Origin of the sequence: Nocardia puris, from assembly GCF_003315035.1 — a bacterium.
In the GTDB taxonomy this organism is placed as follows: domain Bacteria; phylum Actinomycetota; class Actinomycetes; order Mycobacteriales; family Mycobacteriaceae; genus Nocardia; species Nocardia puris.
This window is the reverse complement of the sequence record NZ_QNRE01000001.1, coordinates 587,564-607,993: the sequence shown is the minus strand read 5'-3', so window position 1 is coordinate 607,993 and position 20,430 is coordinate 587,564. Positions and strand designations below refer to the sequence as shown.

Genomic DNA, 20,430 nt, shown 5'->3' with positions numbered 1-20,430 from the left:
GGCCCCGCGAACATCGCGCGTGATTCGCCCGTGATCCGGCCCGCGCGCAGTGACGTGGATTACTCGAAAACCCCTCCGCGTATTCTCCCTCGGGCCGAGGGGAATTCGGCGCGACGGCATATCCGCCGGTCCGAAGTCGATCATCCTGTTGCCACGGGAAATACGATCACTGCGAACACGACAGCACCCGAATATCACACCTAGAGTTGCCCTATCGTCTTTTTCATCGCGACCTAGGTTCTGCTACGGGGTGATTGTCATGACAACCTGCCACCTGCGAGCCGATCACGCGAAGCCCATCGACGCGCTTCTCGGCAATCGGGCCCAACGGTACTTCGGTGACGGATTCCGGCAGGGAACGGTGCGCTTCACCCGTGCCGCCGCCACCGATCCCGACGAGAACGCCCGCTGCGTCGGGTTCGGTTCCCTCGAGTATCCGGGGATGTGGTCACTGAAGAGTTCGGGGCCGCAAAGTATTCACGTCAGCACGATTGATACTTATCTGCTGGCGGTGTCGGCCGCATCGTCGCTATTGGAGACCACACTCCTGCGCGGGCGGCGGCGGGGCGACGATCCGCTCGGCTCGGCCTGGGTGCGCCGCTGCATCATCAAGGCGGGCACCGTGCCCATAGAAATGGGGCTCGACCGGATTCCCGTTTCCGCGACCCGGATCAATTCCTCCGACGCCGCCGCCGGACGCGTCCACGTGATTTCGGTGACGGTCGGAAATATGCTCGCGATTCTCGATATCGACACCGGGTCCACGGTGCCGCCGCAGAGCGCGACGGACGTACCGCGCAGCTATCGCGGGCACGCCACCGATCTCGCCGGCGTCACGGTGGCGCCGGACTTCTCGTCGGTGTCGGCCGACGCGGAGTACCGGACCGTGCCGGGCCCGGCCGAGAGCTACGCGGAGATCGAATCGCGGTTCCCCGGCAGCGTCACCTTCGCCGAGGCCTTCGTGGACATGCTCCAACTGGGCCAGGTGGGCCTCTACGCGATGGACGGCTTCGCGCGCGCGGACAGCAACACGCTCTGGATGCGCAGCACCCACTACGAGGCCACGACGCCGATCCGCCCGCGCGAATCCGGCGAACGGGTCACCACCGAGATCCACGGCGCGCGCGTCGTCACCCTGAAGGGCAGGCGGTGGCGCGCCGCGACCCTGGTGTCGCACCGCCCGTCGATGACGCTGAGTTGTTCCGTGGCACACGCGCTTCCGGACATCTCCCTCGGAAAGGTCGGCCACGATGACAGTGCGGCACACGGTATCGCTGCTGGGCATCGGCGGGTACGTTCCGTCGACCCGGCTCACCAATAAGCACCTGGAACAGCGCTTCGACACCACCGACGAGTGGATCACCCAGCGCACCGGGGTGCGGGTGCGCTACCACGCCGGTCCGGGCGAGGCGACGGGCGATCTGGCCGTCGCGGCCGGGCGCCGGGCCCTCGACCACGCGGGCCGCGACGCGGTCGACGCGGTGATCGTCGCGACCACCACCCCCGACCACCCGTGTCCGGGCACCGCGCCCGCGGTCGCCAGGCGGCTCGGGCTGGGCACGGTGGCGGCGTTCGACGTGCAGGCGGTGTGCAGCGGATTCCTGTACGCGGCCGCGATCGCCGACTCGTTCGTCCGATCCGGTGCGGCCGCTTCGGTTCTGGTGATCGGCGCCGACACGTTCAGCTCCATCCTGGACCCGGCCGACCGCACCACCTCGGTGATCTTCGGCGACGGCGCGGGGGCCGCCGTCATCGGCCGGTCCGCACGTCCGGACGAAAGTGGCTGGGGCGCTTTCGATCTCGGCAGCGACGGCGACGCGGCGGACTGGATCACGGTGCCGGGCGGCGGTTCCCGGGCCGCGTCCGCCCCGCACCTGGCGCTGGCCCCGGCCTTCCGGATGGAGGGACGCAAGGTGTTCCGGGCGGCGGTGGACTCGATGGCCGCGTCGTGCCGGACCGTGCTGGCGCGGGCGGGTTGGCGCGCGGGCGAGGTGACCCACGTCGTCGGGCACCAGGCCAATATCCGCATCCTGCGCTCCCTGGCCCACGTGCTCGATGTGCCGGAATCGCGCCTGGTGGTGCACCTGGACCGGGTGGGCAACACCTCGGCGGCGTCGATCCCGCTGGCGTTGACCGCGGCCAGCGGCCGTTTCGCCCCCGGCGACAAGATCCTGCTGACCGCGTTCGGCGGCGGCCTCACCTGGGGCGCGGCCACGCTCGTGTGGCCCGACGATGTATCCGCTACGACAGTGCTGGGAGAAACCGATGACTGACGTGACCTATCGCGAGCTGGCAGAACTGCTCGATCAGCACTTCCCCGAATTCGCGGGGGAGGTCGGGGAGGACACCACCTACGACGACCTGGATCTCGACTCGCTGGTGCTGGTCGAACTCGCCGTTGTGGTGTCGAAGAAGTTCGGCGTGGTGATCTCCGAGGAAGACGTGTTCGACGCCAAGGGTTTTCGGGCGCTGGCCGAGGTCGTGAACCGGCGCAGGCGGGAGGGGCCGGTCGGTGCCGCGGTGGACTGACCGGACGGGACCCCACCGCATGGTGTTCGCCGACGTGGACGGCACGGTGCTGCGGGGTTCCAGCCTGATCGACTTCCTGCTGTTCGACGCGCGGCGGCGCGGGGTGCGCGCGGCGGGGGAGGAGCTGGTCGCAACGGTGCGCGCGGCGGTGGCGGCGGGAGCGCCGCGCCACCGCACGGCTCCGCTGCTGTATTCGTGGTGGGCCGGTCGCCCGGTCCCGGAAGTTTTCGAGGCGGCGCGCGACTGGGTCGGCGCGCGGGTGCGGGCCGGCGATCTCGTCCATCGCGCCGTGCTGGACGAGATCGAGGGCCATCGCCGCGCGGGTGCGGAGGTGGTGTTCGTCTCCGCGTCCTTCGACGCGCCGCTCACGGCATTGTCGGAAGCATTGGGGGCCAACGCTTTCCGATGCACGCCCATGGAGGTGCGCGAGCGGGTCTACACCGGCGCGACCGGCGCGCCCATGCTCGGCGAGCGCAAGGCCGAGGTGGTGCGCGGCTGGCCCGTGCCCGCGGGCGCGCACCGCGTCGGCTACGGCGACCACGTGAGCGATCTGCCCATGCTGGCGGCCGTGGACGAACCCGTCGCGGTGACCGACGGGAGCGACGAAGCCCTGGTCACGGCCGCGCGAGCCCGGGGCTGGCGGGTGTTGCGCGCCGTTGCGGTTGAAGCAAATCGCTCGAACTCGTAATATCCGAGTTCGAAGTATATTCCGAGCCGGGGTCGTCCGGCTGCCACTTGTTCGCCCCTTCCCACGGAGGCATGACATGGCTCTCCCCACCACCGAGGCGCGCGCGTCCAACCCGGTGCTGGCCCTCGCCGCCCTGGCCATCGCCCAGCTGACGATCGGCCTGGACTACAACATCGTCTTCGTCGCGCTGCCGGAGATCTCGTCGAGCATGGGGTTCGGCCCGAACCACCTGCAGTGGACCGTCAGCGCCTACACGGTCGCGTTCGGCGGCTTCCTGCTGCTCGGCGGCCGCTGCGCCGACCTGATCGGCCGCAGGCGCATGTTCTACATCGGTCTCACGCTCTACGCGGCGGGCTCGACGCTGGGTGGTTTCGCCCAGAGCCCCGGCCTGCTGCTGGCCGCCCGCGCCGTGCAGGGTCTGGGCGGCGCGGTGCTCGCGCCCGCGACGCTGTCGCTGATCACCACCGCGTTCAAGGAAGGTCCCGAACGCAACCGCGCGCTGGGCATCTGGGGCGCGTCCGGCTCGAGCGGCATGGTGCTCGGCTCGCTGCTCGGCGGCGTGCTGACCGAATGGCTCGGCTGGCGCGCGGTGTTCTTCGTGAACCTGCCGATCGTCGCGCTCGCCGCGGTGCTGGCCGCGGCGTCCATCTCGCGTGACGCGAACCCGCCGGTGTCGTTGCGCTCGTTCGACATTCCCGGCGCGATCGCCATCACCGGCGCGTCGACGCTGCTGGTGCTCGGCCTGGTACAGGGGCCGGAATCGGGCTGGACCGCACCGCTCACCGTCGTGAGCCTGCTCGCCGCGCTGGCGCTGGTGCTGGTGTTCGTCCGGATCGAATCCCGCACCGCCGAACCGCTGATTCCGCTGCGCGCGTTCCGCTATCGAAATCTGGTGCTGGGCGCGGGTATCGCGTTCAGCTTCATGGCGACCCTCGGCGCCATCCCGTACTTCCTGACCACCGTGTTGCAGAACGTCTACGGCTACAGCGCGTTCGAGACCGGGCTCGCGTTCATCCTGCCGTGCGCCTGCGTGCTGGCCGGCACCATGATCGGGGCGCGGCTGGCCTCCACCATCGGGCTGCGCGCTATGCTGCCCGCCGCCATGCTCGCGGCCGGGGCCGGGATCCTGCTGTTCGCGGTGCTGTTGCGGACCGACGGGTCGTTCGCCCGGCTCGCGGTCGGCATCGCGATCTTCAGCCTGGCGCAGGGCGTGATCTTCACCGGCATGTACGCCGCCGCGACGTCCGGGCTGCCCGACGAGGAACAGGGACTGGCCTCCGGCGTCGCCTCGAGCGGACAGCAGATCGGCGGCGCGGTCGGCCTGGCCGTGCTGGTGGCGGTGGCGGGCGCGGCGGGTGCCGACGCGGTGGGCGACGCGGCCGTCGTGGACGGGGCCCGCGCGGCCGCGTTCGTCGCGGCGTTCCTCATCGCGGCCGCCTCGATTCTCGGTCTGGCGCTGCGCATTGCGCGTCCGCAGCCGGACGCACCGGAACCAGGCCCGGTGCCGGAGGCGACCGGCGCCGACGGCGCGCGCGTGGCCGGTCTGGCGGCCGAGGGGGAGCGCCGATGAGCGCCGCCGCCCCGCTGCGGGTGGGCATCGTCGGGCTCAGCGCGTCGAGCGGGTGGGCCTCGCGGGCGCACGTGGCCGCGCTCGACGCCAGCCCGCACTTCACCCTGACCGGCGTCGCGGGCAGCACGCCCGCCTCGACGGCGGCGGCCGCCGAGAAATACGGGCTCCCGGTGGCCGCGGCCGATCCCGCCGCGCTGGCCGCCGACGAGCGGGTGGACGCGATCGTGGTCGCGGTGCGGGTGCCGCGCCACGAGGAGATCCTGCGGCAGGTGCTGCCGTTCGGCAAACCCACCTTCAGCGAATGGCCGCTCGCGCCCGACGCGCGGATCGCGGCCGAGCTGGCCGGGCTCGCCGAACGGCACGGCGCGCCGACGGCCGTCGGATTGCAGGCCAGGCACGTGCCGCAGGTGCGCCTGATCAAGCGACTGCTCGAGGGCGGCTATATCGGAGATGTGCTGTCCGCCAGGCTGATCGGTGACGCGGGCGGGTGGGGTGCGGCGACGCAGTCCGCGACCGCCTACACCGTGGACGCGGCCTCCGGCGCCGGGATGGCGGCCATCCCGTTCGGCCACACCCTCGACGCGGTGATCGACGTGCTCGGCCCACTGCACCCGGCCGGTGTCGTCACCGCCGTCGGGCAACCGGTGGTGCGGGTCCTCGACACCGGCGAGACCGTCCGCAAGACCACGCCCGACCAGCTCGGCCTGGTGGCCACCACCGCGGACGGCGCTGTGTTCACGGCCCACTACCAGGGCGGGCTCGGGCCCGGTACGACGTTCCTGTGGGAGATCCGCGGCACCGCGGGCGCCCTGCAATTGACCGGCGCCACCGGACATCTCCAGTTCGGCGCGGTCACACTGCGCGGCGCCAAGGGCGACGGCGACCTCGCGGAGCTCGAACCCGTCGCGGGGACCGACTACCGCGGGGTCGGGAGCGGTCTGAGCGGTCCGGCGGCGGTGGTCGCCGAGCAGTACGAAGCGTGGTACGAGGCGCTGACCGGCACGCCGTCGGAGCACGGCACGGCCGTCGACTTCCGGCACGCCGTCGCCCACCACGACCTGATCGACGGACTCCTCGCCCCGGGCCGGGTCGCCCGGAGCGCGGAACGCGACGAGCGGCGGCCGCACGTCATCACCTGACCTTTTCGATCCAGACGGCGTCGCTGCGACGGGGCAGTGCGGGATGCCGGCGGCCGGTCCCACCGGTCGCGGGACAGTATCAGGGAGGGAGACGAGCATGTCCGCTGCCACGAACATCCGGATGGTCGACGGCGACAACACTCCGCTGCGCGAGCTGGGGAATTTCCTGGCCAGGAAACGCGCGGCCATCCGGCCCGAGGACGTCGGGATTCCGGTCGCGCCGGGCGGCAAGCGACGCACGCCCGGCCTGCGCCGGGAGGAGGTCGCGTTCATGGCCGGCGTCGGATTGTCCTGGTACACCTGGATCGAACAGGGCCGCGCCGAGAACGTTTCGGCCTCGGTGCTGGACCGGCTCGCCGAGGTGCTCCAGATGACGTTGAACGAACGTCTCTATCTGCGCAGGCTCGCCGGCCTGGATTCCAAGGTGGCCCGGCCCGACAACCTGGTGCCGGTCGGACTGCTCCAGCCGTATCCGGACAGCTGGGCCGCCGGGCCCGCCTATGTGGTCGACTACACCTGGAACGTGCTCGTCGTCAACGAGGCCGCGCGCGAGATCCTCGCGCTCGCACCGGGGGTCAACCTGCTGGCGTCGGTGTTCGAGGACCCCGCCGTGAGCGGGGCGTTCACCGATGTCCCGCGCGCCCAGGAGGAATGGGTGGCGCGCTTCCGCACGCACATCTCCAGCTATCCGTGCGACGAGCGGATCTGCTCGCTGGTGCAGGGACTCTCCGACCGCAATCCGCGCTTCCGCAAGCTGTGGCAGCGCCACAATATCGCCGAGGATTCCTGCGGCGACATCCATCTCAACACCGACCGCGGCCCCACGCTCATGCACTGGACCACCCTGTGCTTCACCGAGCGCATGGGAATGAAGTTCGTCGCGTATTACCCGTTGCATTCCGAATCCGGCGGCGAATATTCCTGAGCCTGTTGGCCGCACACATACTCTCATTGCGCACAGGACATGGCGCGGCGGATATGCGAATCTGGGTCGACGGATTCGATTTCCGTGCCGATACGCACTCGTAGGCGCCGATTCAACCGGCCGACGGAGGAATAATGGATACATCATTCGGGATATTTCTTTCGCCGTTGCACGATCCGAAAACCGACCCGCACGTCAATATCCACCGGGATCTGGAACTGGTGGAATTCGCCGACCGGCTCGGCTTCGACGAATGCTGGTTCGGCGAGCACCATTCGCTGGGCTGGCCGCTGATCGGCGCGCCGGAGACGATGATCGCGGCCGCCGCCGTGCGCACCAGCCGCATCGTGCTGGCCAACGGCGTGGTGACCGTGCCGTTCCACCACCCCTTCCACATCGCCACCAGGGCGCTGCTGCTCGACCACCTCACCCGCGGCCGCTACATCCTCGGCCTCGGCCCCGGCGCCACCCCGAACGACGCCTACATGCTCGGCGTCCCGGCCGAGGAGCTCAAACCGCGCACCAAGGCGGCGCTGCCGACGATCATCGAACTCGTCAACGGCGACCGGCGCCTCACCGAGCACACCGACTGGTACGACCTGGTCGACGCGCGCATGCAACTGCCCCCGTACACCAAGGGCGGCATCGGGTTCGCCGTGTCGAGCGTCGGGTCGCCGTTCGGACCGCAGGTGGCCGCCGAATTCGGCCTGAGCCTGCTCTCGTTCGGCGCGCCGCCGCCCGGCTGGCCGGGTGCGGATCTGGCGGGGCAGTGGCGGATCGCGGAGGAGTCGGCGGCCGCCCACGGCACGACCGTGGACCGCGCCGACTGGCGGATCGCCGTCCCCATCCACATCGCCGAGACCAGGGAAGAGGCCTACGCCGCCGCGGAATACGGCTTCGGCCGGTGGATGCACAACTACTGGGGCGAGGCCGTCGGCGCACCCGTCACCCCGGGGGCGTCGCCGCGCGAGGACATCAGCACCGCCGTCGCCGAGAAGCGGGCGATCGTCGGGTCGGTCGAGGACGCGGTGGCCGCGATCGCCGAACTCCAGGACCGCACCGGCGGATTCGGCACCTTCCTGGCGTACTCGATGAACTGGGCGTCCTGGGAGGCCACCAAGCGCAGCTACGAACTGCTGGCCACCGAGGTCGCGCCGGTGTTCACCGGATCGACGGCGCGCGGGCTGGATTCGATCGCGTGGAGCAAGCGGTGGCAGGCCGACCGGGCGGCCGCCGCCGAGGCGCCCGTGCCGGTTCCGGTGCGCTGATGGGCATCCGGATCGCGCTGCTCGGCGCCTACGGCGCGGGCAAGACGACCCTGGCCACCGCGGCCGCCGCCGCGCTCGGGATACCGGCCGTGCAGGCGGACGGGCCGATGCGCCTCGACCCGGCCGACCCCGGCGAGAACGTGCACGACTGGACGCCCGCGCAGCTGTTCGGGCTGACGGTGGAGCGGTACGCGGCGCGCCGGGCGGCCGAACGCCACGACAGCTTCGTCTCCGACGGCGGCGTGCTGCACGAATTCGTCTACGGCGCACTGCGTCTGCGCTACGGCTCCTATCCGGGCACCCGCCGGCGCGCCGACCGCGCCCAGGTCCCGGCCGACGATCTGACGCGCACGCTCTCGCTGTTCTGGGCGCCCTACCCCCACGTCGAGCGCTACCTCGACGCCACCTACACCCTGCTCGTCCATCTGCCTACCCGGTGGCCGCAGCCGGATGAGGACCCGCCCATCGACGAGCTGTTCCGCGCGCACACCGACGCCATGATCACCGAAATCGGCGCCCGATCGCGCCTGCCGGTGCACGTGCTCACCGGCGACACCGTCGACGAGCGGCTCGACCAGCTCACCGGGATCGTCGGCTCCACCCACCCGAAAGGGGTTCTGACATGACCACATTCGCCGAGATCACCGCCAAACGAGGCCCGGCGACGCCGCTGAAGGAGCGCGTCGCGCCCACCATGGCGCTGCCGAGTTTCCGCGACAACCCCCGGCTCAAGCTCGCGATCTCCGGCACCTTCTCCTCCGGCAAATCCACCACCACCGAGGCGCTGTCTATCGCCACGGGGCTGCCGCGCACGCACGCCAAGACCTCGCGCCAGTTGCTCGTGGACCTGGTGCCGGGCAAGACGGTGATGGAACTGAACGCCATGGAGCTGGTGAAACTGGGGCTGCGCCGCTTCGAGGAGCGCGTGCACAACGAATCCGGGCCGGGGCCGTTCATCTCCGACGGCGGCGTGTTCCACGAGTGGGTGTACTTCGAGGCGCGCATGCGCGTGGGCATCAACCCCGGGGCGACCTGGTGGTTCCAGTGGATCAAGAAGGCCGTGGGCTTCCCGGTCAAGCGGTTCTACCAGCGCTACACCGACACCCTCGGCGATATCACCCGGGCGCGCGCCAAGCGGATCTACGACGCGTACGTGCACCTGCCGGTCGAGTTCGACATGGAACCCGACGGGCACCGCCCGGTGTCGGAGCCGTTCCGGCGGCTCTCCGACGATCTGCTCATCGCCGCGCTCGAGGATCTCGAGATTCCCTACCGGGTGGTGGGCGGCACCATCGCCGAGCGGGTGACCACCATCATCGAGCTGTTCGATCTGCCGATCGCGGTGCCGGTGGAGGAGGCGATCGAGCAGGCGCGCCACCGGGTGGCGACCGACCTCGACGATCTCAAGGCCGATGCCCGCTTCCACGAGGCGCAGCGCGAGAAGAGCCTCTACCGGCGGATCAGCTACGCGTTGCGCTACTGAGCGGGGGACCGGCCGCGGTGCCGGATCATCCAGGGAGGGAACGAATGATCGGCAACGACAGTCGTCCGGCCGCGATGGTGGCGGACGGGCGCGCGCCCACCATGACCGCGGTCGGGCAGCACCGGCTCGGTGATCCGGACGTGCTCGAGCTCGTCACCGTGCCGGTGCCGCGGCCGGGCCCGGGGGAGGTGCTGGTGCGCGTCGCGGCGACCAGCCTGAACCCCACCGACTGGGTGCACCGGCGCGCGGAGGGGTTCCTCGGCGCGATCCCCGCGGGCGCGCCGCCGCGCGTGCTGGGCTGGGACGTGTCCGGCACGGTGGAATGCGTCGGGCTCGGCGTCACTCTCCACGACGTCGGCGACGACGTGTTCGGCATGCTGCCCTACCCCGGCGGGTATGGCGCGGCCGCCGAATACGTGGTCGCCCCCGCGCGGGCGCTGGTGCCCAAGCCGAGGGACGTGCCCCACACGCACGCGGCCGCCGTGTCGCTGGCCGGCGTCACCGCCGTGCAGGCGCTGATCGACACCGCGCACCTGCGTCCGGGCGACCGGGTGCTGGTGCACGCCGGGGCCGGGGGCGTGGGTCACCTGGCCACCCAGCTGGCGGCGGGGCACGGGGCGCACGTGGTCGCGACGGCCAGCCGCGGCCACCACGACTTCGTCAGCGAGTGCGGCGCGTGCCAGGTGATCGACTACACCACAACCCCGTTCGAGGACGAGGCGCACGACATCGACGTCGTCATCGACTGCGTGGGCGGCGACTACCCGGACCGGTCCGCGCGGACCCTGCGCGACGGGCGCGGCACCATCGTGTCGCTGGCGCTGAACCGGACCGAGCGGCTGCCCGCGCGTCCCGGACTACGGCACAAGCTGATGCTGGTCGAGGCCGACCACTACAGCATGTGCACCCTGGAGGAACTGCTCGCCGACGGCGTCCTCACGCCGCACCTCGCGGCGACCTTCCCGCTGGACCGCGCCGCCGACGGGCACCGGCTCGGCGAGACCGGCCACGTCGCCGGGAAAATCGTTCTCACGACCTGAGCGGACCACCATGACCCGAACGATCGTCGATCAGCACGCCTTTCGCGACACCCTGGGCCGGTTCGCCACCGGCATCGCCGTCATCTGCACCGTCGAGGACGGTGAACCGCACGGCTTCGCCTGCCAGTCGTTCACCGCGCTGTCTTTGTCGCCGCCGCAGGTGCTGTTCTGTCCGGCGCGCACCTCGCGGGCCTGGGCGGTGATCGCGCGCACCCGCTCGTTCGCCGTGAGCGTGCTCGCCGGCGATCAGCGCCCGGTCAGCGGGGTCTTCGGCTCGAAGGCCGAGCGGAAATTCGATGCGGTGGAATGGTTTCCGGCGCCCGGTTCCGGCAATCCGGTGCTGGCGGGCAGCCTGGCCTGGGTGGACGCCGAGATCACCTCGGTCGCCGACGGCGGGGACCACGAGGTGGTGATCGGCCGGGTGCTGCGCGTCGGCGTGGCGGACGCCGACCCCGGCCCGCTGCTGTACTACCGGGGCCGCTACGCCGGCGCGCTGGTCAGCGACCCGTAGCGGCGGCCAGGCGCTCCTCGGCGCACGAATCCACCGCCTTGCTCAGCAAGCGCGAAAGCTGTTCCTGCTCACCGGCATCCAGGGCGTCCAAGGGGGACCGCGCGGACAGGGCGGCCAGCACGTTGGCGCGACAGCGCTCGCCGCTCTCGGTGAGCACGACCTGCTTGGAGCGCCGATCCCGCGGGTGCGGTTCACGGCGGATCAGCGACTGCGCCTCCATCCGGTCGGCCACGTAGGTGGCGTTGGACGCTTCGCAGGCCATCCGCGTCGCGAGTTCGCGCAACGTCATCGGGCCGTCGAGTTCGCGCAGCGCGACGACCTGGGAGGTGGTGATGCCCAGTTGCTCGGCGACCGCGCGGGAATGCGCATCCAGCAGTTGAGCCAGTCGCGCCGCCAAACCGGCGACCTGATCACGGGATGCGCATTCTTTCGGCATGGTTCCATCGTATCGCCGCCAATGGTCGCGGTTCCGCCGAAACCGGTATTCCGTGACTTCTCGGGCGGGAATATTTCTCCGCCGTTTCGAAAGTGTTCGATGTATTCATGCGACGGCGTCGCGGATTCGTACCGGCGAAATGTGATTTCCGGCAAACGCACGGCGGCGGCGGTATGAAACCCGCGCGAACGCCGAGCCCGGAATCGAGGGCACGCCGGTGCCGCGGGCGGGCGCGAAGCGCACCGGTCGCGCGGCCCGGCCCCGTACGATGTTCGCTGAGGTGTTACCGAGACAGGGTGAAGGGAGGAGTACCGGCATGACCATCGATATTCGCAAGGTGACCGTTCTGGGAACCGGGGTGCTCGGTTCGCAGATCGCCTTCCAGACCGCGTTCCACGGCTTCGATGTCACCGCCTACGACATCGACGACGAAGCGCTCGACGCCGCGCGCGACCGCTTCGCGACGCTCGTCACCACCTACGAGGCCGAGGTCGAGGGCGCGGGCGGCGGCAAGGCCGGGCGGACCGCCGAGAGCATTACGCTGACCGCCGACCTGGCCGACGCCGTCAAAGACGCGGACCTGGTGATCGAGGCGGTGCCCGAGGTGCTGACCATCAAACAGGACACCTACCGCAAACTGGCCGAATTGGCGCCCGAGCGCACCATTTTCGCGACCAACTCCTCCACGCTGCTGCCCAGCGATATCGAGGACGCCACCGGCCGTCCCGACAAGTTCCTCGCCCTGCACTTCGCCAATCGGGTGTGGAAGTTCAACACCGCCGAGGTGATGGGCACCGCCGACACCGACCCGGCCGTGTTCGCCGCGGTGGTCGCGTTCGCGGAGAACATCGGCATGGTGCCGATCGAATTGCACAAGGAGAAGGCGGGTTACGTGCTGAACTCGCTGCTGGTGCCGTTCCTGAACTCGGGCATCGCGCTGGCCGCGGGCGGCTACGCCGACCCGGAGGCCGTCGACAAGACCTGGCGCATCGCGACCGGCGCGCCCATGGGCCCGTTCCAGATCCTCGACATCATCGGCCTCACCACCCCGTACAACATCCTGGCCAACAGCGGCGAGGCCGACGGCGAGCAGCTCGCCGCCTGGCTCAAGGCGAACTACATCGACAAGGGCAAGCTCGGCATCGCCACGGGTGAGGGGTTCTACCGCTACAACGGGTGACGTCGCGATCGGTCACCCGCACCGATCGCCGACGAGCCGGGATCGGTCGTCGCTCCTCACGAAAAACGAAGGCGGCCCGCGAGATTCGCGGGCCGCCTCGTCGTCGCGTGGATCAGGGTTTCTTGGTGACGTCCACGCCCGGCGCGGCGTCGGTGATGACCGAGTCCGCGGCGAGCACCGCACCGCCCTTGGTGCGCTTGCGGATCCGCAGGCGCTGCTCCACCTTCGTCGCCGTCCAGCTGAGCGCGCTGTTGAGCAGGATCATGATGATCGCCACCACGATCAGCGACGGGATGATGTTGCCCTCGAGCGCGCCGAGCGACATGCCGTTCCGGACGATCTCCTCGTAGGTGATGATGTAGCCCAGCGCGGAGTCCTTGAGCGCCACCACCATCTGCGAGATGAGCGCGGGCAGCATGGCCGTCACCGCCTGCGGCAGCAGCACCAGGCGCATCAGCTGCGATTTGCGCATGCCCAGCGCCACCGCCGCCTCGGTCTGCCCCCTGGGCAGCGAGAGAATGCCCGCGCGCACGATCTCGGCGATCACCGCGCCGTTGTAGATGGTGAGCGCGGTGACGACCGCGCCCAGCGCCAGGTACTCCGAGTCGAACACGTCGTAGAACCCGTACACGGCGTAGAGGAAGATCATCAGGATCAGCACCGGGATGGCGCGGGCGACCTCGACGATCGTGCCCGCCACCCAGCGCACCGCCCGGTGGTCGGACAGGCGCGCGATGCCGAACACGGTGCCGAGCACCAGCGCCAGCACGATGGACAGCAGCGCCGCCACGATGGTGCCGCGCAGACCGGGGATCAGGTACGTGCTCCACACGTCGCCGTCCAGGAACGGCGTCCACTTGTCGGCCGCGAACTGGCCCTGCTCGTCGAAGCCGCGGTAGACGAACCAGCCCGCGGCCACGACCGCGATCAGCACCAGCAGCGAGAAGAAGTGATTGCGCAGCCGCGCCTTCGGCCCGGGGGCGTCGAAGAGAACAGAGGCCTGTGCCTTCATCGCGCCACCTCGTATCGCTTGGCGAAGTACCCGAACAGCAGACCCATCGGCAGCGTGAGTATCACGAAGCCGGTCGCGAAGATCGCGCCGATGAGCAGCAGCGCCGCCTCGGTCTCGAGCATGTTCTTCATGAGGAACGACGCCTCGGCGACGCTGATGGCCGCGGCGACGGTGGTGTTCTTGGTGAGCGCGATCAGCACGCTGCCCAGCGGGGCGATCACCGACCGGAAAGCCTGCGGCAGCACGATGAAGCGCAGGTTCTGGGTGAAGGTGAGGCCGAGCGAGCGGCCCGCCTCCGACTGTCCCATCGCGACGGTGTTGATGCCGGCGCGCAGCGACTCGCAGACGAACGCGCCGGTGTAGATGGACAGGCCGATCACGGCCCACCGGAAGTTGTTGTTCGCCAGCGAATCCGGGCCGTCGGCGGCCAGCTTGATCTGCAACTGGGTGTAGAGGCCGACCGAACAGAACAGCAGGATCAGCGTGAGCGGGGTGTTACGGAAGATGTTGACGTACGCCGCGCCGACCCAGCGGGCGACCGGTACCGGCGAAACGCGCATGCCCGCGACGATCGTGCCGAGCACGAGGGCGCCGATCGCGGACAGCACGGCGAGCTGGATGGTCGTCCAGAAGGCGTCCAGGAGCTCGGTGTCGTACTTGGAGATCAAATCGAACACGGTGGGTGCGTGCCTCCGATCAGGACGGATCGCGGCGCGGGCGGCCTGCGATCGAGGCGGGTGGTCCCGGGATCCGCCGGGACCACCCGCACGAGGGTGGTGAGATCAGTACCGGTCGACCGTCGGCGTGGGCGGGGTGGGGTAGCTGGCCGCCTGGCCCACTGTCTCCTGGAACGCCCGGTCCCAGCTGCCGTCGGCGAACATCGCCTCGATGGCGTCGTTGATCTTGCCGCGCAGTTCGTCGTCGCCCTTCTTCAGGCCGATGCCGTAGTTCTCGGTGGTGAACGGCTCACCGACGACCTTGTAGGTGCCGGGCGACTGCGAGGCGTAGCCGGCCAGGATGATGTCGTCGGTGGTGACCGCCGCCAGCGCACCGCTGTTCACGCCCTCGAGGCACAGCGAGTACGTGTCGTAGGTCTGCAACTGGGTGTCGGGGAAGTTCTTCTGGATGTTCTGCGCCGGGGTGGAACCCGTCACCGAGCACACCGTCTTGCCCGCGATCGACTCCGAACCCGTGACCTCGGTGTTGTCGGCCTTCACCAGCAGCGACTGGCCCGCGATGTAGTAGGGGCCGGCGAAGTCGACCTTCTCCTTGCGCGCGTCGGTGATCGAGTAGGTCGCGACGATGAAGTCGACCTGGCCGTTCTCGATCAGGGTCTCGCGCTGCGGGGTCGGGGCCTCCTTGAAGGTGATGCCCTCGGGCTGCACGCCCAGCTTGCCCGCGACGTACTTGGCGACCTCGACGTCGAAACCGCTGTAGGAGCCGTCCCGGTTGCGGATGCCGACGCCGGGCTGGTCGAACTTGATGCCGATGGTGAGCTTGCCGTCGGCGGCGTTCTCCAGGGCCGACTTCTTCTCGCCGCCGCCACAGCCCGCGGTGAGCGCGGCGGCCAGGGATACGGCGAGTGCTCCGACACCGATCCGGAGCGCACGGTTGATCCTCATGGATTACTTCTCCCTCTCATGGGTGTGAACAGCTGGACTAGTGGCTGAGAATCTTGCCCAGGAAATCCTTGGCGCGCTCGGATTCCGGTGCGGTGAAGAAGGTCTCGGGGTCGGCATCCTCGACCACCTGTCCGTCGGCCATGAACAGCACCCGGTTGCCCGCGCGGCGGGCGAAGCCCATCTCGTGGGTGACCACGAGCATGGTCATCCCCTCCTTGGCCAGCGAGACCATCACGTCGAGCACCTCGTTGACCATCTCCGGGTCCAGCGCCGAGGTGGGCTCGTCGAACAGCATCACCTTGGGGTTCATGGCCAGGGCGCGCGCGATGGCGACGCGCTGCTGCTGGCCGCCGGAGAGCTGCGCGGGGTACTTCTCGGCCTGGTTGGCGATGCCGACGCGCTCGAGCAGTTCCATCGCGCGGGCGCGGGCCGCGTCCTTCTTCTGCTTGCGCACCTTCAGCGGCGCGAGCATCACGTTTTCCAGAATCGTCTTGTGCGCGAACAGGTTGAAGGACTGGAACACCATGCCGACATCGGCGCGCAGGGCGGCCAGCGACCGGCCCTCGGCGGGCAGCGGCACGCCGTCGATGGCGATATCGCCGGTGTCGATGGGCTCGAGGCGGTTGATGGTGCGGCACAGGGTCGATTTCCCGGAGCCGGAGGGTCCGAGGACGATCACGACCTGTCCTTTGGGGACCTCGAGGTCGATCTCACGCAACACGTGCAGATCGCCGAAGTGCTTGTTCACCTTGCGCATCGAGATCATCGGTGGCGCGGTGTCAGCGGTGGTGCCCTTGTCCAGGCTCGTGGCGTCCCCGGTCGGTTCGGGCGCGGAGGCGGCGTCGGTCATGGTCCATGACCTTAAAGGGAAAAGCCGGATTTGCCGCGCTTTCCGCGACACGCCGTCACGGCACGCCGAATCGTCACACTGCTGTAATCTCGCGGCTCGGCAGGCTACCGGGTCGTCACGTGCGCGGATGCCCGCGAGATTCGATTTTCGGGGCTGCGTACCCTGGACGGGTGGATTCGATCGGACAGCTCGCGACACCAGTGCGCAGTTACGAGGTCCGGACCTTCGGCTGCCAGATGAACGTGCACGATTCCGAACGCCTGTCGGGATTGCTGGAGGACGCCGGCTATGTCAAGGCCGCGCCGGGGGCGACGGCCGACCTCGTCGTCTTCAACACGTGTGCGGTGCGCGAGAACGCCGACAACAAGCTGTACGGCACCCTCGGTCACCTCGCGCCGGTGAAGGCGGGCAGGCCGGGCATGCAGATCGCCGTCGGCGGCTGCCTGGCGCAGAAGGACCGCGAGACCGTCGTGCGCAAGGCGCCGTGGGTGGACGTGGTGTTCGGCACGCACAACATCGGCTCGCTGCCCGTGCTGCTGGAGCGCGCGCGCCACAACGAGGAAGCCCAGGTCGAGATCCTGGAATCGCTCGAGGCGTTCCCGTCCACGCTGCCCGCCCGGCGCGAGTCCGCCTACGCGGGCTGGGTGTCGATCTCGGTGGGCTGCAATAACACCTGCACGTTCTGCATCGTGCCGTCGCTGCGCGGCAAGGAGGTCGACCGCCGCCCCGGCGACGTGCTCGCCGAGGTGCAGGCGCTGGTCGATCAGGGCGTCGTGGAGGTCACCCTGCTGGGGCAGAACGTGAACTCCTACGGCGTGAACTTCGCCGACCCCACCGAGGACCGCGACCGCGGCGCCTTCGCGAAGCTGTTGCGCGCGTGCGGGCGCATCGAGGGGCTGGAGCGGGTGCGCTTCACCTCCCCGCACCCCGCCGAGTTCACCGACGACGTGATCGAGGCGATGGCCGAGACGCCGAACATCTGCCCGCAGCTGCACATGCCGTTGCAGTCCGGGTCGGACCGGGTGCTCAAGGCGATGCGCCGCTCCTACCGCAAGGCCCGCTACCTGGGCATCATCGAGAAGGTCCGGGCGGCGATGCCGCACGCGGCCATCACCACCGACATCATCGTGGGCTTCCCCGGCGAGACCGAGGAGGACTTCCTCGAGACCCTCGACGTGGTGCGCCAGGCACGGTTCACCAGCGCCTATACCTTCCAGTACTCGAAGCGGCCCGGCACGCCCGCCGCCGACATGCCCGGCCAGCTGCCCAAGCAGGTCGTGCAGGAGCGCTACGACCGGCTCATCGCGCTGCAGGAGGACGTGTCGCTGGCGGCCAACCGCGCGCTGGTGGGCACCGAGGTGGAGCTGCTGGTGGCCGACGGCGCGGGCAAGAAGAACGCCGCCACCGCCCGGATGAGCGGGCGCGCCCGCGACGGCAGGCTGGTGCACTTCCGGCCGGGCGGCACCGCCGAGCCGATTCGTCCCGGCGATCTCGTCACCGTCGACATCACCGGCGCCGCACCGCATCACCTGATCGCGGACTCGGCGATCAAAGCGCACCGGCGCACCCGCGCGGGTGACGCCCACGAGCGCGGCCAGACCCCGAAGACCGAACCGATCGGCGTCGGGCTGGGGCTGCCGAGGATCGGCGCGCCCGCCCCCGAGCCGGTGGCCGCGGGCTGCGCGACCGGCTGCGGGACATGAGCGCGGCGCGCGGGACCGATCCGGACGACGAGCGCCGCCCCGGCGACGACTCCGGTACTACCGCGCGTAGTGGGTCGGCGGACGCGGCGGGCGACGGGGATGGCACAGTGGAGGCGAACAGCCGTCCGGTCCAGCCGCCCGAAGGAGACGAGAGCGCCGTGAGCTCGGTGGAGAGCAGGGAATTCGAACAGTTCCGCGACGACCTCGACAGTGTCGAGCGGCGCCTCGCGGGGGAGATCGACCCGGGTGCGCGGGCCATGGTGGTGGCGGTCGCGGTGTTCGCGCTGCTGCTCTCGCTGGCGCTGCCGCACGCGGGCACCGCGCGCGGTTTCGACGTGCTGCTGAACACCGAGGCGAGCACGATCGAGCACATCGGGCTGCCCTCGCGCCTGTTCGTCGCGTTCATCGCCGTGTTCGGCATCGGCTTCTCGCTCCTGGCGCTGATGACCCGGCGCTGGGTGCTGGCCTGGATCGCCGTCGCGGGCTCGGCCGTCGCGATCGTGTTCGGCGTGCTGGCCATCTGGCACCGTCAGACCCCCGGCCTGGACAACTACGTCGGGGCGGGTCCCGGCATCGGCCTGATCCTGGGCGTGCTCGCCGTGATGACCCTGACCTTCCACTGGGTCCGCGTCGTCTGGAGCCGCACCGCCATGCACCTGGCCGCCGAAGAACAGCGCCGCAACGCCGCCGCGGCCGCCGAGAACGAGGAGCGCCGCCGCCTGCTGGGCGAGTGAGTCCGGGGGACTGTTGGGCGAGTGGGCGCGGGGCAGCGCGATCGGCGTGAGGATCATCCACACTCACGGCAGCGTCCCCGGCGACCACCCCGAGCCCCACGCATGCCGCAACCCTGAATGACCACGCGAAAGTGCTTGGTGCGCAGGGTGATTCGTGAACTCAGCGGTTGCTGACGGCGCCCTCGGCGGCCTCGGCCCATTCCCGCCACTGCTTGGCCTGCTCGAGCGCCTTCTCGGCGTCGCGCTGCTTGCCCGCGGCCTGCGCCTTGGCGGCCTGCTCCTCGAAGTGGGCGACCTTCTCGCGGAACTGGGCGGCGCGGGCCACCGCCTCCGGATCGGTGCGCCGCCACTGGGCGTCCACCGCCTCGCGGACCCGCTTCTCGATGGCGCGCAGCTTGCCCTCGAGCTCCTGCATGCGCTCGCGCGGCACCTTGCCGATCGCGTCCCACTTGTCCTGGAGTTCGCGCAGCGCGGCGCGGGCGGCGTCCAGGCCGTTGGCCGGGTCGATGTGGCCGTAGGCGCGCAGCAGTTCCTCCTTGGCGGTGGCGTTCGTCTCGAACTCCGCATCGCGTTCGGAGACCGCGGCGTTGCGCGCGGCGAAGAACACGTCCTGGGCGCTCTTGAACCGCCGCCACAGCGCCTCGTCGGCCTCGCGGGGCGCCCGGCCCGCCGCCTTCCACTCGGTGAGCAGATCGCGGAACACGGCCGCGGTGCCGACCCAGTCGGTGGAACCGGACAGTTCCTCGGCGCGCACGCACAGCTCTTCCTTGCGCGCCTTGGCGGCGGCGCGTTCGCGGTCGAGTTCGGCGAAGTGCGCGCCGCGGCGGCGGTTGAACGATTCGCGCGCCTTGGAGTAGCGCTTCCACAGCGCGTCGTCCACCTTGCGGTCGACGCCGCGGATGGTCTTCCACTCGTCGAGGATCTCGCGCAGCCGGTCGCCCGCGGCCTTCCACTGGGTGGACTCCACGGCGATCTTCTCCGCCTCGGCGCACAGCGCTTCCTTGCGCTCAGTGTGCTCGTGGCGGGCGCGCTCCTTCTCCTCCTTGGCGTGTGCGGCCGCTTCCTCGGAGTGCTCGGTGATGGCCTCGAGCCGTTTGGCGAGGCTCTCGATATCGCCGATGACGGCGGCGGTGGGCAGCGACTCGGCCAGCGCCAGGGCGGCGGCCTTGGTCTTGCGCGCGTCGGCGCCTGCGGCGAGGCGGGCTTCGAGCAGCGCGACCTCGGTGGCCAGATCGTCGAAGCGGCGGCCGAAGTGGGCCAGGCCCTCGGCGGCATCGCCGGCCTGCCAGGACCCGATGACGCGCTCGCCGTCGGCGGTCTTCACCCAGGCGGTGCCGTCCTCGTCGACGCGGCCCCATTTGCTCGGATCGGTGACGGTGGGGACCACCACGGGGTGCGGATGATCGTGACCCGGGACGGCGTGCGGCTTGGGATGGGCCGTCCCGGCGCCCGGCTTGGGTGCACCGGAGGGGCGCGGCGCGGTGCCGGGGGTGGCCTTCGCGGTTCCGTTGCTGTCGGTCATTGCTCTCCGTCCCTGCCGCGCGTCACGGCTGCCTGGTTACACCCTGGCTCATCCCGTGCAACCCGGTCCGAGCCCTGTGGACCATAGGTCCCCTCACCCCCGAGGGCGCGAACCCCGGGAGCTGTCAACCCGTCATGACCTGGGTTGTCGTCCCTCGACACTATCAATCTCGGCGGCGATTGACCCCACAGACACGAGAAGCCGGGGGCGTGGGTGAG

At 70.1% G+C, this 20,430-nt stretch carries 21 protein-coding genes; 15 read left to right on the top strand and 6 right to left on the bottom strand.

Features of this window, described 5'->3' with window-relative positions:
* Positions 1-148: 148 nt before the first annotated feature.
* From DFR74_RS02795 to DFR74_RS02740, 12 genes are all read left to right on the top strand, one after another.
* The gene (locus tag DFR74_RS02795) at positions 149-1,321 is read left to right on the top strand and encodes an AvrD family protein (RefSeq protein WP_147265726.1); all 1,173 of its coding nucleotides are present in this window, start codon (positions 149-151) and stop codon (positions 1,319-1,321) included.
* Positions 1,251-2,273, top strand: coding sequence for a beta-ketoacyl-ACP synthase III (locus tag DFR74_RS02790; protein ID WP_067514803.1), 1,023 nt, complete (start codon positions 1,251-1,253; stop codon positions 2,271-2,273). The genes DFR74_RS02795 and DFR74_RS02790 overlap by 71 nt, the downstream gene beginning before the upstream one ends.
* On the top strand, positions 2,266-2,529 hold the full coding sequence (locus DFR74_RS02785; RefSeq protein WP_067514801.1) for a phosphopantetheine-binding protein: 264 nt from the start codon (positions 2,266-2,268) through the stop codon (positions 2,527-2,529). The genes DFR74_RS02790 and DFR74_RS02785 overlap by 8 nt, the downstream gene beginning before the upstream one ends.
* Positions 2,513-3,217: an HAD-IB family phosphatase gene (locus DFR74_RS02780; RefSeq protein WP_170160690.1), complete on the top strand. Its 705-nt coding sequence runs from the start codon at positions 2,513-2,515 to the stop codon at positions 3,215-3,217. The genes DFR74_RS02785 and DFR74_RS02780 overlap by 17 nt, the downstream gene beginning before the upstream one ends.
* 76 nt (positions 3,218-3,293) lie before the next feature.
* Positions 3,294-4,787: an MFS transporter gene (locus tag DFR74_RS02775; protein ID WP_113974920.1), complete on the top strand. Its 1,494-nt coding sequence runs from the start codon at positions 3,294-3,296 to the stop codon at positions 4,785-4,787.
* Positions 4,784-5,926 carry a Gfo/Idh/MocA family protein gene (locus DFR74_RS02770; RefSeq protein WP_113974919.1) on the top strand — a complete coding sequence of 381 codons (1,143 nt, stop codon included), beginning with the start codon at positions 4,784-4,786 and terminating at the stop codon, positions 5,924-5,926. The genes DFR74_RS02775 and DFR74_RS02770 overlap by 4 nt, the downstream gene beginning before the upstream one ends.
* Before the next feature lie 97 nt (positions 5,927-6,023).
* The gene (locus DFR74_RS02765) at positions 6,024-6,851 is read left to right on the top strand and encodes a helix-turn-helix transcriptional regulator (protein ID WP_067504762.1); all 828 of its coding nucleotides are present in this window, start codon (positions 6,024-6,026) and stop codon (positions 6,849-6,851) included.
* 134 nt (positions 6,852-6,985) lie between these two features.
* Positions 6,986-8,119, top strand: coding sequence for an LLM class flavin-dependent oxidoreductase (locus tag DFR74_RS02760; RefSeq protein ID WP_067504760.1), 1,134 nt, complete (start codon positions 6,986-6,988; stop codon positions 8,117-8,119).
* Positions 8,119-8,745 (top strand): AAA family ATPase, encoded by a 627-nt coding sequence (locus DFR74_RS02755; RefSeq protein ID WP_147265725.1) that lies wholly within the window; start codon positions 8,119-8,121, stop codon positions 8,743-8,745. Before DFR74_RS02760 ends, DFR74_RS02755 begins: the two co-directional genes overlap by 1 nt.
* Positions 8,742-9,602, top strand: a complete 861-nt coding sequence (locus DFR74_RS02750; protein WP_228790851.1) for an AAA family ATPase — start codon at positions 8,742-8,744, stop codon at positions 9,600-9,602. Before DFR74_RS02755 ends, DFR74_RS02750 begins: the two co-directional genes overlap by 4 nt.
* A 44-nt stretch (positions 9,603-9,646) precedes the next feature.
* A complete protein-coding gene (locus DFR74_RS02745) occupies positions 9,647-10,642 on the top strand; it encodes an NADP-dependent oxidoreductase (protein WP_228790854.1) in 996 nt (331 codons plus the stop codon).
* 10 nt (positions 10,643-10,652) lie between these two features.
* On the top strand, positions 10,653-11,153 hold the full coding sequence (locus DFR74_RS02740) for a flavin reductase family protein (protein WP_067504753.1): 501 nt from the start codon (positions 10,653-10,655) through the stop codon (positions 11,151-11,153).
* Here DFR74_RS02740 and DFR74_RS02735 read toward each other — a convergent pair.
* Positions 11,140-11,589: a MarR family winged helix-turn-helix transcriptional regulator gene (locus DFR74_RS02735; protein WP_067504750.1), complete on the bottom strand. Its 450-nt coding sequence runs from the start codon at positions 11,587-11,589 to the stop codon at positions 11,140-11,142. The genes DFR74_RS02740 and DFR74_RS02735 overlap by 14 nt on opposite strands.
* Positions 11,590-11,905: 316 nt before the next feature.
* On the opposite strand from DFR74_RS02735, the gene DFR74_RS02730 reads away from it, so the two are divergent.
* On the top strand, positions 11,906-12,769 hold the full coding sequence (locus tag DFR74_RS02730; RefSeq protein ID WP_067504747.1) for a 3-hydroxyacyl-CoA dehydrogenase: 864 nt from the start codon (positions 11,906-11,908) through the stop codon (positions 12,767-12,769).
* Between the two features lie 112 nt (positions 12,770-12,881).
* On the opposite strand, the gene DFR74_RS02725 is transcribed toward DFR74_RS02730, so the two are convergent.
* From DFR74_RS02725 to DFR74_RS02710, 4 genes are all read right to left on the bottom strand, one after another.
* Positions 12,882-13,781: an amino acid ABC transporter permease gene (locus tag DFR74_RS02725; RefSeq protein ID WP_067504744.1), complete on the bottom strand. Its 900-nt coding sequence runs from the start codon at positions 13,779-13,781 to the stop codon at positions 12,882-12,884.
* Entirely contained in the window at positions 13,778-14,458 is a 681-nt protein-coding gene (locus DFR74_RS02720; protein WP_067504741.1) for an amino acid ABC transporter permease, read from the bottom strand. Before DFR74_RS02720 ends, DFR74_RS02725 begins: the two co-directional genes overlap by 4 nt.
* A 105-nt stretch (positions 14,459-14,563) precedes the next feature.
* Entirely contained in the window at positions 14,564-15,403 is an 840-nt protein-coding gene (locus DFR74_RS02715; protein WP_067504738.1) for a glutamate ABC transporter substrate-binding protein, read from the bottom strand.
* A gap of 37 nt (positions 15,404-15,440) precedes the next feature.
* Positions 15,441-16,169, bottom strand: a complete 729-nt coding sequence (locus DFR74_RS02710; RefSeq protein ID WP_067504770.1) for an amino acid ABC transporter ATP-binding protein — start codon at positions 16,167-16,169, stop codon at positions 15,441-15,443.
* A gap of 254 nt (positions 16,170-16,423) precedes the next feature.
* On the opposite strand from DFR74_RS02710, the gene miaB reads away from it, so the two are divergent.
* Both miaB and DFR74_RS02700 read left to right on the top strand, forming a co-directional pair.
* Complete coding sequence (gene miaB, locus DFR74_RS02705) at positions 16,424-17,956, top strand: tRNA (N6-isopentenyl adenosine(37)-C2)-methylthiotransferase MiaB (protein ID WP_067504735.1); 1,533 nt, start codon at positions 16,424-16,426, stop codon at positions 17,954-17,956.
* The gene (locus tag DFR74_RS02700; RefSeq protein ID WP_232331658.1) at positions 17,953-18,690 is read left to right on the top strand and encodes an Rv2732c family membrane protein; all 738 of its coding nucleotides are present in this window, start codon (positions 17,953-17,955) and stop codon (positions 18,688-18,690) included. Before miaB ends, DFR74_RS02700 begins: the two co-directional genes overlap by 4 nt.
* A gap of 160 nt (positions 18,691-18,850) precedes the next feature.
* Here DFR74_RS02700 and DFR74_RS02695 read toward each other — a convergent pair whose 3' ends face one another.
* Complete coding sequence (locus DFR74_RS02695) at positions 18,851-20,212, bottom strand: DUF349 domain-containing protein (RefSeq protein WP_067504733.1); 1,362 nt, start codon at positions 20,210-20,212, stop codon at positions 18,851-18,853.
* Between the last annotated feature and the right edge of the window lie 218 nt (positions 20,213-20,430).